The 15,331-nt window shown below is 63.2% G+C and carries 16 protein-coding genes; 6 read left to right on the top strand and 10 right to left on the bottom strand.

Annotation, left to right across the window (positions count from 1 at the left end; translation table 11 throughout):
* Positions 1-72: 72 nt before the first annotated feature.
* The 8 genes from ABT375_RS19580 to ABT375_RS19545 form a co-directional block, all read right to left on the bottom strand.
* Positions 73-1,203: a phosphotransferase family protein gene (locus tag ABT375_RS19580; protein ID WP_416465646.1), complete on the bottom strand. Its 1,131-nt coding sequence runs from the start codon at positions 1,201-1,203 to the stop codon at positions 73-75.
* Positions 1,204-1,206: 3 nt separating this feature from the next.
* Positions 1,207-2,289: a TIGR03857 family LLM class F420-dependent oxidoreductase gene (locus ABT375_RS19575; RefSeq protein WP_416465643.1), complete on the bottom strand. Its 1,083-nt coding sequence runs from the start codon at positions 2,287-2,289 to the stop codon at positions 1,207-1,209.
* A 60-nt stretch (positions 2,290-2,349) separates the two neighbouring features.
* A complete protein-coding gene (locus ABT375_RS19570) occupies positions 2,350-2,805 on the bottom strand; it encodes a nuclear transport factor 2 family protein (protein WP_261937232.1) in 456 nt (151 codons plus the stop codon).
* Positions 2,806-2,816: 11 nt separating this feature from the next.
* Positions 2,817-4,097, bottom strand: a complete 1,281-nt coding sequence (locus ABT375_RS19565; RefSeq protein WP_416465640.1) for a DUF1214 domain-containing protein — start codon at positions 4,095-4,097, stop codon at positions 2,817-2,819.
* A gap of 19 nt (positions 4,098-4,116) precedes the next feature.
* Positions 4,117-4,881: a tyrosine-protein phosphatase gene (locus ABT375_RS19560; RefSeq protein ID WP_416465638.1), complete on the bottom strand. Its 765-nt coding sequence runs from the start codon at positions 4,879-4,881 to the stop codon at positions 4,117-4,119.
* Between the two features lie 4 nt (positions 4,882-4,885).
* Complete coding sequence (locus tag ABT375_RS19555; protein ID WP_416465637.1) at positions 4,886-5,398, bottom strand: VOC family protein; 513 nt, start codon at positions 5,396-5,398, stop codon at positions 4,886-4,888.
* Positions 5,399-5,461: 63 nt separating this feature from the next.
* Complete coding sequence (locus ABT375_RS19550; RefSeq protein WP_416465635.1) at positions 5,462-6,253, bottom strand: SDR family NAD(P)-dependent oxidoreductase; 792 nt, start codon at positions 6,251-6,253, stop codon at positions 5,462-5,464.
* Positions 6,254-6,374: 121 nt separating this feature from the next.
* Positions 6,375-7,253, bottom strand: coding sequence for a helix-turn-helix transcriptional regulator (locus ABT375_RS19545; protein ID WP_416465633.1), 879 nt, complete (start codon positions 7,251-7,253; stop codon positions 6,375-6,377).
* Between the two features lie 151 nt (positions 7,254-7,404).
* Between ABT375_RS19545 and ABT375_RS19540 the strand changes: the two genes are divergently transcribed.
* The 3 genes from ABT375_RS19540 (at position 7,405) to ABT375_RS19530 (ending at position 9,644) form a co-directional block, all read left to right on the top strand.
* Positions 7,405-8,694 (top strand): sulfotransferase family protein, encoded by a 1,290-nt coding sequence (locus ABT375_RS19540; protein ID WP_416465631.1) that lies wholly within the window; start codon positions 7,405-7,407, stop codon positions 8,692-8,694.
* Positions 8,695-8,784: 90 nt separating this feature from the next.
* On the top strand, positions 8,785-9,102 hold the full coding sequence (locus ABT375_RS19535; protein WP_261937225.1) for a 2Fe-2S iron-sulfur cluster-binding protein: 318 nt from the start codon (positions 8,785-8,787) through the stop codon (positions 9,100-9,102).
* A 38-nt stretch (positions 9,103-9,140) separates the two neighbouring features.
* Entirely contained in the window at positions 9,141-9,644 is a 504-nt protein-coding gene (locus ABT375_RS19530) for an ester cyclase (protein WP_261937224.1), read from the top strand.
* A gap of 32 nt (positions 9,645-9,676) precedes the next feature.
* Here the strand turns inward: ABT375_RS19530 and ABT375_RS19525 are convergent, their stop codons facing one another.
* A complete protein-coding gene (locus tag ABT375_RS19525; protein ID WP_261937223.1) occupies positions 9,677-10,330 on the bottom strand; it encodes a TetR/AcrR family transcriptional regulator in 654 nt (217 codons plus the stop codon).
* A 78-nt stretch (positions 10,331-10,408) separates the two neighbouring features.
* Here ABT375_RS19525 and ABT375_RS19520 point away from each other — a divergent pair, with 78 nt between their 5' ends.
* Genes ABT375_RS19520 through ABT375_RS19510 form a run of 3 tightly spaced genes read left to right on the top strand, consistent with a single transcriptional unit; the run spans position 10,409 to position 13,566 of the window.
* Positions 10,409-11,347 carry a Rieske 2Fe-2S domain-containing protein gene (locus ABT375_RS19520; protein ID WP_416465629.1) on the top strand — a complete coding sequence of 313 codons (939 nt, stop codon included), beginning with the start codon at positions 10,409-10,411 and terminating at the stop codon, positions 11,345-11,347.
* Between the two features lie 14 nt (positions 11,348-11,361).
* Positions 11,362-12,435, top strand: coding sequence for an aromatic ring-hydroxylating dioxygenase subunit alpha (locus ABT375_RS19515; protein ID WP_261937221.1), 1,074 nt, complete (start codon positions 11,362-11,364; stop codon positions 12,433-12,435).
* A gap of 54 nt (positions 12,436-12,489) precedes the next feature.
* Entirely contained in the window at positions 12,490-13,566 is a 1,077-nt protein-coding gene (locus tag ABT375_RS19510; protein WP_416465627.1) for an LLM class flavin-dependent oxidoreductase, read from the top strand.
* Between the two features lie 96 nt (positions 13,567-13,662).
* Here ABT375_RS19510 and ABT375_RS19505 read toward each other — a convergent pair whose 3' ends face one another.
* On the bottom strand, positions 13,663-15,318 hold the full coding sequence (locus tag ABT375_RS19505; RefSeq protein ID WP_416465625.1) for an FAD-dependent oxidoreductase: 1,656 nt from the start codon (positions 15,316-15,318) through the stop codon (positions 13,663-13,665).
* Between the last annotated feature and the right edge of the window lie 13 nt (positions 15,319-15,331).

Raw genomic sequence — 15,331 nt, 5'->3', positions numbered from 1 at the left:
TTCCACACTGTATATTTATTGGATGAGGCGTTGGTCAAGCGAGCAATGCATTTTTGCACGGTGCGTGCCGCTTCAGGCCGCCTTGTCTTCCACCGGCGTCAGATTCTTCATGAAGGCCACGAAATCGGGTCCGAGTTCAGGGATGGGCAACCCCAGCTTTTCCGCCAGATAGAGGGTCATGAAATTGTCGTTGAGCGATTTGTTGGTGGCAGGGATATTGCCGATGCCGACCTGTCGGTCGAAAGCGCCCACGGCCACGAGCGCCATCCGGAGCGCCGCGACGATGTCATAATAGTCGAGATGTCCGGCCTTCTGGCCGCTCGCAGCTTCCCAGATAGCGATCGTCTCGTCCTTGCTCGGCAGGCCTTCCAGCCGGGTGATGCCGAAGCGGCGGCCGAACAAATCGTCGAAATAGAGCCACCAGGCGAGGTCAAGCTCCGTCGGTCCCAGCGCCGCAAGTTCCCAGTCGATCAGCGCGTTGACCTGGCCGTCGGCGGAAAACATCACGTTCGACGGCGTGGGATCGCCCCACAGCACATTCACCCCCGCATCGGTCGGCATGTTGGCGCGCACATAGGCCATGGCTGCATCCACGATGGGCATCGCGCGACCCCGTCCGGCCGCCTTGTGCCACGCTTCGAGCGCGCCGACATATTGATCCAGACCCGGTCGCCCATTTTCCGGCTGAGCGAGAAAGTCAAAGCCATCGCGCCAGTCGATCGTCGCCAGGCTGGCAAAGGCGTTGATGGCGTTCGTGAAGCTTTGCCGCCGCTGCGCCGGGGTCATCTCGACCAGCCAGCCTTCGACATTATAGTTGGGCTTCTGCTTGGCGCATTCCCCTTCCACCTTGCCCATCACGAGGAAAGGCAGGCCGAGAATATCGGGATCGAGATGCATGCCGATCCATGGCGGGACGGGCAGATCGCCGCGCGCATCGAGCGCCGCCATCATCTTGCCTTGCAGCGCGAGACTGCTGCCGAACACCACTTCCAGATCCATCGGCTGACGGCGGACCACGAGCGTCTGGCTCTGGGGACCAGCCGGATCGACATAATCGACGTCGACGAAGAAGATGTCGGCAGAAAAGCCCGCGCCCAGCGTCACATCGAGCGGACGAACGCGGATGTCGCGCCAGTCGGGCTTTTCGGCCGCCAGCCAGTCCTGCAACTGGACGGTGATGCGATCGGGGGTCAACAATTCCATGATTTACAGCCCCTTCCCCGCCAGAGCGCGCTTCAGTTCGGTGGTGAGCGGCCCCATATCCTTGGGCGACGAGCCGTGAAGCAGGATTTCATCGGCGCCGGCGTTCAGAAAGGCCATCAACTGGTCGGCGCATTGGGCCGCGGTTCCTACCGCAGCGCCCTCGTCCAGCCATTGCTGCGGAATGAGGCGACTGACATCGACCAGTTCCTGCCGCGTATAGGCCTGATCAGCCGGCTTGCCGTTGAGGCCTGCAATCTTGGGATGAGCGCGGATATCCTCCAGCACCTTCTTGTCCCAGCCGTTGATGTCGACGATCAGGTCGCCAAAGCCGGGCAGTTCGAAATAGGTGATGGCGCGGCCGCCGACGACGGCCTCTTCCTCCTCCTTGGGCAGGTCCGGAGCCACGATGATGTTGTGATAGATGCGCACGGACATGGGATCGCGCCCGGCCTTTTCCGCCGCGTCACGGACGATCTTCGCGCTGTTCTTCACCCCCTGCGCCGACACGAAGGGATGCAGCAGCACGCCATCGCAATGTTCGCCGGCAAATTCCAGGCTCTTGGGCCCGATCGCGGTGAAAATGATCGGCGGGGGCGTGCCGCCATGGCGATCGGTCAGGCTTATGGCGGGGAATTTGCCCAGCACGCCCTCATAATCGACCTTCTCGCCCGCCCAGAGGCGTCGGCAGATCGAGATCAGGTCGGCCAGTCGCTCCATGGTGATCGGCGGCGAACCGAGCATTTTCATATAGGCCGGCACCGCCCGCGCGAACATCAGGCGGAACCGCTCCCCGCTCATCGCCTGCATCATGTCGGCGACGCTGGCGGTGACGAGCGGATGGCGCATCGTCGCGTACATAGTGCCGGTGATGCGGATCTTCGACGTAGCCTCGGCCACAGCGCCCGCCAGCACCGCCGGTTCCTTCAGCGCATAGCGTTCGGAAATCCACACGCAGCCAAGGCCGATGCGCTCTGCCTCCTTCGCTTCGTCTATGCCGCGACGCGGATCGTTGACGCGGCCGGGCAGAATATAGGTGCCGAACTTGTCGAAAAGTGCCTGTGCGCCCGGTTCCACCGCTTCCGTCATTCCCATATCCTCTCAAATATATGCCACTGCATTGCCGTTGGGAGGACCATTGGCAACCTGTCAAACGACAGGTCCGGGATGCACTTCGACATAGAGGCGCGTGAGCTTGAGCGCGGCGATTTTCCACTGCCCGTCCCGGCGCACATAGCGTTCGGTATAGTGGCCGAAACCGGTGATCGACTGGCCGCCGGGGATAGGGCATTTGCCCGGCGCCCAGACGACCCGGTCCTGCATCGCCGTGATCATCTCCGCCTCGTCGCCGCGCAGGTCGATCTCCGACGAGTGGATCTGATGCGCCGAGCGCGCATCGATGACCGCGGAGCGCACCTGTTCCAATATGGCGGCGTGCCCGCTCATCGGAGGATTGCCGGTATCCTCCTGGACGTCCAGCACCGCATCCGGCGTGAACAGAGAGAGAAAGCCATCCCAGTCCTTGGTGTCGAGAAAGCGGCAATAGCGCGCCTTCACGTTGCGGATCGCCTCATAGTCGAGCAGCCTGGCCAGTTCGTCGCTCATCGTTCCCTCCGTCACCAGATGATGCGCGTGTGCGCGCGCAGAGTGCGTTCGCGGATCGCCTGCGCGCGCGCGTCCGGTGTCACCAGCACGGTGTCGGCGGGCAGATGGCTGCGCACGTCGGCCAGCTTGACCTTCTTCATCGTCGGGGTTGGCCGCTCGTCGGTGTTGAACCAGCGCCCCTGCACCGCGCCGCTGGCATAGCCCGACGTGTCGAGCCAGTTGTGAACGCCCGGATCGCGCGCGGAAATGACGGCGCGGAAATAACCATCGCCATCGAGCACGGCCTGCGCCGCATTGAGGCTGGACTGGTTGTGATACCAGTCGGTCGTCTCATAGAGTTCGTTGGTCAGGATCAGCGACCAGTAGTCGACTTCCTTCGGTATCTGCACCTCGGTAATCAGCGCCTCGTCATCCGCCAGTTCATAGGCACCCTCATAATAGGACTGCCGGGCAAGACCCGTCATCTGAGAGAAGTCGACGACCTTGAGCGTATTGACCAGCCCTTCGTCGCGCAGCTTCTGCACCTTGTCAGGGAAGGCCAGCGCACAGACGGTCGCCGTTGCGGGAATTTCGGCGAAACGATGCGCCAGTTGCGCCAGCGTGGGGCGCCCTTTGGCGGCGTGATCGGCGTCCAGGCGCACGATGCCGAAGCGCGGCTCCCGCTCGACGCCCCAATCGCAGGCGACGATGCGGATCATCAGCTTCTCGGTCGCGGGTTTCAGTTCCCACCAGTCGCCCTCATAGCCGGCGGGCCGGGTCGGCGAGAGGATGACATCGAAGGCCCCGTCGGCACCGATATGCAGATCGTTGAAATCATTGGCGTCCTGCGCGGGATGATGCTGGCCGGTGCGCAGCGTGTCCGGGCCGAGCTGGGCCAGGATCATCATCCGCGTCGTGCCGCGATCGCCCCTAATGCGATACGTGCCGCCCTTTTCGATCAGCGCCGCCTTGTAGATGGTGTCGGCATTGGGCTGAAAGATATTCTGGCAGATATTGAGTTCGGGGACGAAGATCGGGTGACTGCGATCATGCATGATCGCGTCGTTAGTGGTCCGCAGCACGCCCGACAGCAGCAGCCGCATCGATTCCTGCATGACGCGCGGGTCGCTGCGCAGCCTTTCCGGGATACGGTCGCGCATCAACTGGCCCAGCGGGCGAAGCTGGTCGAGCAGCTCTTCCCATTCGAAAATGCCGTTGTCGCTCATCTCATTCTCCACCATTTTCTTCCGGTTGACGGCGGACGCCCCGGCGATCCCGCCCGGCAGCAGAAGCCCGGCCAGGGTGGCGGACACGCCCGCGCAGATTTCCCGCCTAGTCTGTGGCAAGCAATTGTTTCAGCGCAGCACGCCGTTCCGCGTCGATGCCTGCCGCCTCGAAATAGCCCTCGATGCCGCCCCAGCGCGTCGCGACCATAGCGAGCGCGCTCAGGAGGAAATCATCCTGCACGCCGATCAGGATGGCCACCATGTCGTCGGGCGGCACGAAGCCGAAGGTCTTTTGCAGATCGCGCTTGAGATGCCCCGACACGCGCAGATTCTGGCCGAATATGTCGGACTTGTGATAATCTTCCATGATCGCGGGACGCGGCACGGCGAGCAAGTCGAGGAACAGGGCGACGACGACGCCAGTCCGGTCCTTACCGGCGGTGCAATGGACCAGCATCGGCGTGTCCTGCGCCAGCAGCGCATCGACCATCCGCGACAGATGCGGCAGAAAGGCCTGCGGCATGAGGCCGTAATTATGCGACATCACCGCGACGGCGCGCGCGGCGGTCGGCTCGCGACCGAGCGAGAGCCACATGTCCTCCCCCTGCGCGCGCAGGTCGGTGTTCATGTCAAGGTCGAGCATCCGGCAGTCCGGGCCGCACCAGCCATGCGGCGCCGCGTCCCTTTCGATCGTCGATCGAAGGTCCGCCACCGAGCGAAAGCCCAGGTCCGACAGTTCCGCATGATGATCCTCGAAGAAACTGGCCGGGCCTTCGGACCGGAACAGGATGCCGGAGCGGACCTGTCCACCCCCCACGGTCGGCAGGCCGCCTATGTCGCGGAAATTGAGGCGGGACAGGGCTATGGTCATGCAGTCAGTCCTTTACGGGCGGATAGGCGGGAACGACGGCGCGCATCTGCGCCAGAAGGTCGGGCGCCATCCAGACGTGCTCGACATAATGGCCCAGCGTCGCGCGTTCGTCGGTGTAGATATAGCGCAGCGCGTCGCCCAGCGCGCCTTCGAACACGACCGGGTGCCGGGTCAGGTCGAGCGATGCGACATGGGCGTCCCAATGCTCTAGCGGTCCGTCTATCCGGGTCGCGACATGATGAAAGCGAATGGCCAGCTCGTCGCCCTCGGGCAGAGAATCGCTGAACAAGGGGGCCGTGTCGCCCACCGGTTCGATCAGTTCGACCTCGACGCCGCCGACCACCGCCAGCGCGATCTTCAGCACCGGCTTGCCGGTCGGGTCTTCGCCGGGCTGGATGTTCGACAATTCGAAGAAGCCGGGCGTGTCATAGGCGTCCTTGAGCGCGGCCATCGCCGCGTCGAGATCGTTGGTGACATAGGCGACCTGACAATGATGGCTGTTGGGCCGGGCGAACATGCGTATCTCCTGCTAAAATCGACAGTCAGGCCGTAAATGCCCAGCGCGGCACCTGCCGCTCGGTCAGTTGGCGGACATCTTTCCCCCGTCCACGACCAGCGTGTCGCCGGTATGGTAGGCCGCCATATCGCTCGCGAGATAGACGACGGCGCCCTCCAGGTCGGCCGGCTTGCCCGCCCGCCCGAGCGGAGCCTTCGCGGCGACCACGTCCGCGATCATCCTGCCGACCTCCGGATCGGCAAATGTCATTTCGGTTTCGATGAAACCCGGCGCGATGACGTTGCAACGCACGCCGATCGGGCCCAGTTCGGCCGCCAGCGCCTTGGCGAGGGCGTTGAGCGCGCCCTTGGCGATGCCGTAATGGGCCATGGTCGGCACGCCCTGGAAGATCGAGCCGCTGCCGCAGATAATCAGCGAACCACCCGGGTCGCCGGCTTCCGCACGGGCCTTCATGTGCCGCGCGCCCTCCCGCAGGGTGAAGACGGCGCCGTCGAGATTGACGTCGATCAGCTTGCGATAGGTGGCGACGTCCATATCCGTGAACGGCACCCGACTGGCGATGCCGGCATTGGCGACGACCGTGTCGACCCGGCCCATGGCATCGAGCGCACGGGCGAAGCCGGCGACGATCGCAGGCTCGCTGGACACGTCGACGACATCGGCGAAGACCCGCACCCCATATGCGCGCAACGCCGCCGCCGCCTCTTCATTCTTGTCGGTGCGCCGACCCCAGAGGATGACGTCGCTGCCGGCACGGGCAAGGCCGCGGGCAAAGCCAAAGCCGAGGCCCGAGTTGGCGCCCGTGACCAGCGCCACCTTGCCACTCAGATCGAACAGATTTTCCGGCACGTCCATTCTCCCGATGGCCGCTCGAACGGCGGCGGCGCTTTGGCGCAACATTGCTGGCGACCGGACCGATGGACAAGCGGCCCCAGTTTCGCGATCGTGCCAATGCCATCGCGAAACGGCCCTGGCTTCAATGCATCGCGCCCTCGCGAAATTGCCGGGGCGTCAGTCCGGTGGCCTTGCGGAAGGCGGCGGAAAAGGCGGCCGCGCTGTCGAAGCCGCAATCCCAGGCGATGACCTTGATCGCCGGACGGGCCTGGCGCAGCAACTGCTTTGCGCGGTCGATCTTGCGGTCGGCGACATAGCGGGTGAGCGTCTGCCCCGTGGCGATCTTGAACTGTCGGAAGAAATGCCGGGTGGACAGGCCGCATTCCGCCGCCAGCTCGGCGACGGTCGGGGGTTTGCCCGGCTGCTCGACACGATCGCCGATGCGTTGAAGCTGGGTTCGCGTCATGCCGCCGACGCCCGTTCCGCCATCGCGCGCCGAACCGTGCAGATAGCGCTGCAATTCGATCGCGGCCTGGAGCCATATCGCTTGCGTCAGCATCTCGCTGCAAAAGCCGGGTTGCGCAATCTCGCCGGCAATGCGGCGCAGCGCCTCGCGCACGGCTGGGCTGCGCACGTCGAGCGAAGCCTGCAAGGCGTCTTTCGACAGGTCCGGCCCGTCATGATCGAAGCCCATCCCGTCGAAGCCGCAGCATATGGATGTCTGTTCGCCCTCGCCCCACTCGGTATGCAGTTCGCTTCGGGCCGGGACGAACAGTACGTCGCCCAGAGCGCTGGCCCTCCCCTCCTTCATCCCGCCATAGCCGCCGCAGGGACGACCCGGCCGAGGGGATAGCGCGAGATCGAGAAAGCTGCGCGGCGACGAAAAGACCCCGCCCTGCTGGCCGCGGAAGCGGTAATGATGCAATTCCATCACGACGCCGGGCAGCGCGATCCGACCCCGGACCGTGCATTCCATGGCCGGCGTGACGGGCAGATCATAGACCTGGGAAACAGCGTTCATCCAACCTCTCCGAACAGTTTCGCCCGCCGCGATGCCATCGCTGCATGGCATGGCGCTTTTGCGGAGCATTTGGCGCAGCGGCGATGGCTGCGCACCTTGCGGAAGAAAGGGTCCGTGCTTTTAGATGGCGCATCGATAAAAGGAGAGCGACATGGGCAGTGCCGTGCAGGAAGAGGCCGCGCGCCGTAACATCATCGACATTACCGACCTGCATCACCCCGTGCTGACCGATGTCCAGAAGCAGGTGATGGCCGGGGCCGAAGCGGCGGCGGGTCAGATAATCCTGAAGCCGGAGGTCATCCTGGCCGCGGCGCAGGCGCAGACCGGGCTGTCGGATTTCGGCGCGGAGGATTTTCGCGAGCGGCTGGCCGTCTGGTGCCAGGCGGTGGACGAGGATGCCAACGCTTCTGCGGTCACGCGCGCCAATCTGTTCCAGATGATGATCCGCTTTGCCGCGACGCGCCTGCGGATCGAGGACATGGTGAAGCGCCATCCGGAGATATTGGAGATCCAGATCGACCGGCCGATCATCGTCGCGGGCCTTCCCCGATCGGGCACGACGCATCTGCTCGGCCTGCTGTCGGCCGATCGCCGGTTCCGGTCCCTGCCCTGGTGGGAAGCGATCGCGCCGGTTCCCGCCCCGGACGAAACTCCGACCGACCAGGACAGCAATCCGCGCTGGACCAAGGCAGAACAGGGCTGGCGCATGATGGAATCCATCCTGCCCTATATGGCGATCATGCACGAGTTTTCGCCCGATCATATCAGCGAGGATATCGAGCTTCAGGCGGTCGACTTCTCCTCCTATCTGATCGAGTGGCTCGCGCATGTGCCGCGCTGGCGCGACTATTATCTGAGCCACGACCAGTCGGGCACCTATGCCTATCTGAAGAAGGGGCTTCAGGTCCTGACCTTCCTGAACGGACCGAACCGCTGGGTCATCAAATGCCCGCAGCATATGGAGCAGTTGCCCGCCCTCCATAAGACTTTTCCCGATGCCACCTTCGTCCTGACCCATCGCGATCCGGTCGGGTCGATCCGGTCACAGCTCACCATGTACAGCTATGCGGCGCGCATGTTGCGCAAGACGGTCGATATCCAGGAACCGCTCGGCTACTGGCCCGACCGCTATGAGAAGCTGCTCCGCGCCTGCGTGCGGGATCGCGACATCCTGCCCCCCGACCAGACGATCGACGTCTATTTCCATGACTGGATCAGAAATCCCGATCCGATCCTGAAGGAGATTTATCGCATTGCCGATATCCCGCTGACCGATGAGGCTCTGGCCGATCTGCACGACTATCTGGCCGAGCATGGCGAGCAGACCAAAGGCAAGATCGTCTACGATCTGGAACGCGATTTCCATGTGACCGGCGAGGAATTGCGCCGTCCCTTCGCTTTCTATTTCGATCGGTTCCCGGTGCAGGTCGAGGTGAAATAGCAGCGTTCACGACCTGCCTTTCGACAGGCGGGAAACGAGCTTCCCCCGATTAGGAGGGGCCATCGCTTCCGATTCCAGCAGAGGAATGTCATGCCCGAACTGAATGTCATTACCCGTGACGGCGCACAGCAGACGATCAATGCATCCGCCGATAGCTCGGTCATGGAAGCCATACGCGATTCCGGTTTCGATGAGTTGCTGGCGCTTTGTGGCGGCTGCTGTTCCTGCGCGACCTGCCATGTCTATGTCGACCCGGCCTTCGCTGCTTCCCTGCCCCCGGTATCGGACGACGAAAACGATCTGCTGGATGGATCGCCGCACCGCAACGACTATTCGCGCCTGTCCTGTCAGGTCATGATGACGGAAGCCCTTTCGGGCCTCACGATCACCATCGCTCCTGAAGACTGAGCATAATATCAATCCTGAATGTATGAGAGAGGACTATCGTGGCCTGGAAAGAAGATATTCGTGAACAGCTGGACGTGTCGGGTTCGACCGTACTGACAGACAAGCAGAAGCAGATGGTCAAGCATTGGACCGACCTGCAGGAAACCCTGAATGCCGGTGATTTTGACGGCATGGATCGGTTTTTTCATCCCGATTTCCGGTACGGCAACCCCAACCGGCCGGATCTGGGCACCTATGAACAGTGGAAGACGTCGCCGGTCGCGCTCTACAAGACCTTCTTCCCCGCCGCCTACAAGACGATCGACGCGGTCGGCAAGGGCGAGGATGAAATCTGGATCTACGCCACCCACTACTGCAAGCATGTCGGCGGACCCTATATGGGCGTGCAGCCGACCGGCAACGCGTTTCAGGTCAACTGGTTCTCGATCGTCAAGTTCAAGGACGACAAGATCGTCAGCATCTTCAGCATTTCCGACGTACTGACCATGCTGAAGGACATCGGCGTGGTGGAAGTCCCCCAGCCGGTCGATCCCTACAAGTAAGCAGATGTGCTACTGCCCTTCTTTCGCTCTGGTCAGGCGACCGGCGGAAGAAGGGCAGCGAGCAGGAAGGCGGCCAGCCTGTCCGCATGTTCGGCGGCATGGATATCATCCACTTCCCGCCCGGCCCCCAGCCGTTCCTGCATCGGCACGGCGCAGAAATAATAGCCGACCCCCTGCACCAGCAGCGCCATCAATGCGGCCGTCGACAAGCCATGCACCGGCCGCTGGAGCCGCACCGCGTCGAGCAGGCCGTCGAGCCGCCGCTGGAACGGCAGCACGAAATGTTCGACGATATGGTCAAGCCGCCAGGTCGAACGACAGCCTTCCACATTGGTCAGCGACACGATGTCGCCATTGTTCGTCGCCCAGAGGCAGAAACGCTGGATCAGGTGGCGCAGCCGCACTTCCGGATCGGCCGGTTCGTCAAAGGCGGCTTCGACGAAGGGGGAGGCCTGCGCCATACGCCAGTCGACCGCACGTATCCACAAATCCTCCTTCCGGCCAAACCGGACATTCAGGAGATTGTGGCTGACACCCAGCCGCTTCGACAGATCACGCAGCGTCGTGCCCTCATATCCGCGTTCCGCGAAAGTCGCGAAGGCCAGACCCAGCAACTTGTCCTCGTCCACGGCCTCGACGGCATTGAGCGCGGGGCGGCCGCGTGTGCGCTGGGGGCGATCGAGCATCAGCAAATCCATAGCGAAAAGACGTTGACATATAAATTGTCATCCGTCAATTTAATCGAAAGGAGAGTGGATAGCGCTATGAGTTTCGATTCTGATCTTTGGTGGGCTGTCGCACGGTCCGAGGAAGTGACCTCTCAAAAGCCCCTGTCCGTCGATATCGGCGATCAGCCGGTCGTGCTGTGGCGCGACAATCAGGGCATCGCCCGCGCGCTTGAGGATCGCTGCCCGCATCGTCGCGCGCCGCTGTCGCTCGGCTGCATCCGCGATAATGGCCTGATCCAGTGCGGCTATCATGGCTGGAGCTATGACGGCGAGACGGGGCGCCTCAAGGAAATCCCGAACATGAAGGATCAGCAGAAATTCCCGCCGATCTACAAGGCCAATGCCTTTGCCGTGACCGAACAGGCCGGATTCGTGCGGGTCTGCCTCAATCCCAAGGCGCAGGCGCCGCTCAGCGCCGACCCGAAATATACCTATGTCGGCACGGTCAATGTCAGTTGCAGCCATCAGGAATATCTGAACGCGCTCTATGACGATCCCGGCCTGATCCTGTCGATCCGCGGCGTCCGCTTCAGCCCCTATCTGATGTCGGAACTGCACGAGGAAGACGGCCTGCTGGTGATGGAGCGCAACTGCCAGTGGCATCCACTGCACTGGCCGTCGCATTTCGTGGCCGAATTTCCGCTCACCCTGCTGACGCGCACCCATCCGCTGACCGGCGAAACGCAACTGACGCTGCGCGACGACCAGTTCAACGACCTGCTCCATGCCGTTCTTTCGCCCGTGCCCTCGGCGCGGGGCGTGACGGCGGTACGCTGGCGCGCCGAGCTGGGCGTGCGCCATCCGGGCGTGCGCGGCGCCGTGCTGCGCGGGATCAATCCGCTGTCGGTGCTCGCATCGGTCGACGGATCGAAATTGCGCGCCACCAAGCCCACCGTCTCGCTGCATGGCGAGGATTTGCGCAAGGTGATGCTGGAAACCACGCCCGCGACCCATGATCAGACCGTAGCGGCCTGAAGGAGGATTTGAAGATGCTCGAAACCGCCGATCGTCCCGTCTCGCACGACGATAACTCCACCGCGCCATCGGGTGGCAGCCCGATCGCGCTAAACGCCATCAACCGTTGGGTGCCGCATAATCTGGTGATGCGCGATAGCTGGTTTCCGGTAGCGCATGATTATTCCGTGACCGGCAAGCCCGTCCGTCGCGCCATCTATTCGCACCCCATCTTCCTGTGGCGCGACAATGGCGTGGCCGTGGCGAGCGAGTTCCATCCCAACGAGCGGATCGCCCGTGACAAAAGCGAGTTCACCAACGCCCAGGGCCGCTATCCGGTGATGGAGCATTATGGCGTCGTCTGGGTATGGTTCGGCAATCCGCTGGCCGCCGATCCCCGCCATTTGCCCAGCCTGCCCTTCCTCCCGCCCAAGGGCGGCCTGCCGCGCCACATGACCGCGACCGTCCGCTTCGAAAGCTCGGCGCCGATCAGCCTGGAAAACCTGATCGACCTGACCCATGCCGACTTCCTGCACGCCGACGTCGTCGGCGACGAACGGTCGGACAGCGAAACCGTGGAAACCTTCTACGACAGCGAGACCGTCACGATGGTCCGCACCTGCGTCAACAAGTCGGTCGCCCCGGTGATGAAGTTCTTCAGCGGTATCAAGCAGCCGACCCAGAATGTGCGGCAGGTGATCCGCATCTATCTGCGCTCGCACTGCGCCATCGCCTATGGCCGGTTCAGCCCCGGCGACGATGTCCCGCTGTTCCACCCCTGCACGCCCGAAACGCGGGACCGCACGCGGATGGAAATGGTCATGAACACGTCCAATGCGGGCCTGATGTTCCGCCATGTCATGCCCAAGGCGGGCTACAAGGTGTCGCGGCAGGACAGCTATATGACGTCCCCGCAAAGCCCGCGCTACATGCGCCATACCGACCGCAAGGATTTGCACAGCAAGTTCGACCAGGCCGGGCAGCGCTATCGTATGGCGATGATGGAGCTGGCGGATCGGCAGGATAAGGGCGATTTCGCCTATCGCGACAATGTCAGCGCCGATTGCAGCGACATCATCGGTCTGCGCAAGGAACTGTTCCAGTTCTGATCTTCCCCATGGGCGGACGGCAACGTCCGCTCTTTTTTCTTTTTCGGAGACGCCATGTCCAAGCTGGTCAATGCTGTCGGCGGCGAACGCCGCTGGTGGGCCGTCATGCCTACCCTGCCCGCCCCCGCCATGGCGGGTATCGGCCAGCAGATGGAACAGGCGGGCTTCGAAGGCTGCTTTTCGCTGCAGATCTACGGGCCGCCCTTCGTACCGATGGCCGCCACGGCCGCGCTGACCAGCAGCCTGAAAGTAGGGACGGGCGTCGCCATCGCCGGAACGCGCAGTCCGGTCGAGACCGCCTATGCGGCGATGGACGTAGATCGTATTTCCGGCGGCCGCTTCGTGCTGGGACTGGGTTCCAGCATCAAGAGCTGCGTCACGGGCATGTATGGGGAGCCGGAACGCAAACTGCTGTCCCACCTGCGCGAAAGCGTGAAGGTCATCCGCTATGTCATCGCCAACGCGCATAAAGGACTCGATCCGGTCACGGGGGAATATTTCTCCGCCGATTTCGAGGAGATGATGCTGACCGCCCCCCCGGTGCGGGAAGAGATTCCGATCTGGATCGCCGCGCTGCAGGACAAGATGACCGCGCTGGCGCTGGAGGTCGGTGACGGCCTGATGGTCCATGCCCTATGGTCGGCCGCCTATACCAGGAGCCGGCTGCCCTTCATCACCGACACGCTCGCCAAATATGGCCGCAAGCGCGAGGATATCGAAATCAACGCCTGGCCGTGGATCGCGGTCAATGACGACAAGCAGAAGGCGATCGACGACAGCCGCGCCACCGTCGCGGCCTATTCCGGCTACAAGGAATATGAGCCCTTCTTCGAGGCAATCGGCTTTGGCGATCAGGCGCGCGCCTGCCAGCTCAGCCTGGGCGAGCATGGCGACATCGGCAAGGTTATCGGTAATGTCTCCGACGAGATGGTCGAGGCCTTCGTGACCTGCGGGCCAGTGGACGAAGTGCTCGAAAAGATCGAGCCCTTCTGGGACGTGGTGGACTCGCTCTGTCCGATGACGCCCTATCGAGACCTGACCATGGAGCAACTGACCGACTATAATGCGGGCCTGTTCAAACTGGTGGCGACCGCCCGGGCGCGCGCGGGCATGGTTGCCGAACCGGCATAGCAGCCAGCGGCGATCTCAAGCGTTGAAACGGCGGAAGCCGGGATCGGGGATTATCCCTGATCCCGGCTTCCGCCGTTTCGCCCCACCCAAAAAGTGTCAGGCCGGTACGAGTGTCTCGGCCATGGCTTTGCCCGCGATGAAGCCAGTCACCATGGCCGGGCCGACATTGCAGCCATGGGCCGGTGATTTGCCGCGCCAGATGGAATTGGCGTCAAGCCCTGCTGCGAACAATCCCTCCACCGGCGCGCCATCGGTGCCGATCACGCGGCACTGCGCGTCGATCTTGAGGCCCACGGTCGTCGATCCGTCGCCCGGATAGATTTTGATGGCGTAGAAGGGCGCGGTTTCCACCCGGCCCAGGCATGGGTTGGGCTTATGTTTGGGATCGCCGATCTCGATGTCGATCTGCGTGTCGCCCTTGCCGAAGTCGGGATCCTTGCCGGTTTCGGCATAGCGGTTCATTTTCGCAACCGTGGCCATCAGCCCGTCAGCATCGACCCCGATCTTGCCGGCCAGTTCGCGCAGGCTGGGCGCCTCTATGACATAGCCCGCCGCGATCAGTTTCTTCAGGCCGCCACCGCCGGGATAGACCATGCCCATGCCATATTTCTTGATGAAGGCGGCGTCGCCGATGATGTGGGCGGGCACGGTGCCGCTCTTATGCATGGCCTCCACGAAATGGACAGAGGCTTCATTCCCGAACCGCTCGCCCTTCGCATCGACCGCGATGCAGCCGGGCTTCGACATGTCGATCAGATGGGCGTAGCGCGCGACATAGCCATCCGGCCGCGTCATCTTCGACACCACGGCCCAGACGGCGTTGACCAGGTTTTCGCCGTCCAGCGACGCGCCGGCCTCCAGCCCCATATTCATCCCGTCGCCGGTATTTTCATAGGGCAGGATCGAGACATGCTCCTCGGCATAGGGGATATAGGCCTTGCGCAATTGCTCGCTGGCGGAAAAGCCGCCCGACGCCAGCAGGACGCCCAGCTTGGCCGCAATATCCTCACCATTGACGCGCACGCCGGTCACGCGGCCGGCCTTCACCAACAGCCGGTCGACGGCCGCGTCCTTGCGCAGCGTGACACCGGCATCGATAGCCGACCGGATCAGCCGCGCCGCCAGCGCATTCCCCATGGTCAGCCGCGTGCCGCGCGGATAGCGACGCACCTTGTCCAGGCCGAACTTCGCGGCCAGCTTGCCGAAATGGAACAGCGACTTGGGCGAGGGCATGTCCGCCAGATAGGGAAGATCGAACAGATCGATCATGAAGCCACCCGGCGCGTTGAACTCCTCGCGTGCGGGACGCAGCTCGGCGAAATGATCGCCCAGCTTCTTGCCGTCATACTCCTGCGGCGACAGCAGACGGCCATGATCGGACGCTCCAGCGATTTCCGGATACCAGTCGCTGCTGGGCGGCGAGAGCAGGAAATGCACCTGGCTGTTCTTGTCCAGCCATTCCACCATTTCCGGACCCGCATCGAGATAGGCGTCGATCAGCGCGGGGTCGGCCGTCGGTCCGATCACGTCCAGTACATATTGGCGCGCCACGGCGCGGCTGTCCTCGACACCCGCCGCCCTGGCCTGCGGGCTGTCGGGGATCCAGATGCCGCCGCCCGAAACCGATGTGGTGCCGCCGAAATGTTCCGCCTTTTCCAGCACGAGAACCGACAGCCCGGCAGACGCGGCCCTGATCGCCGCCGTCATGCCGGCCGCGCCCGACCCTACCACCACAACATCATATTGGGCCATCACGTCCTCCCGA

The organism is Sphingomonas sp. VDB2, from assembly GCF_047946695.1.
GTDB classification, from domain to species: domain Bacteria; phylum Pseudomonadota; class Alphaproteobacteria; order Sphingomonadales; family Sphingomonadaceae; genus Sphingobium; species Sphingobium bisphenolicum.
Note: the sequence above shows the minus strand (reverse complement) of the source record. Positions and strands in the feature narration are given on the sequence as shown.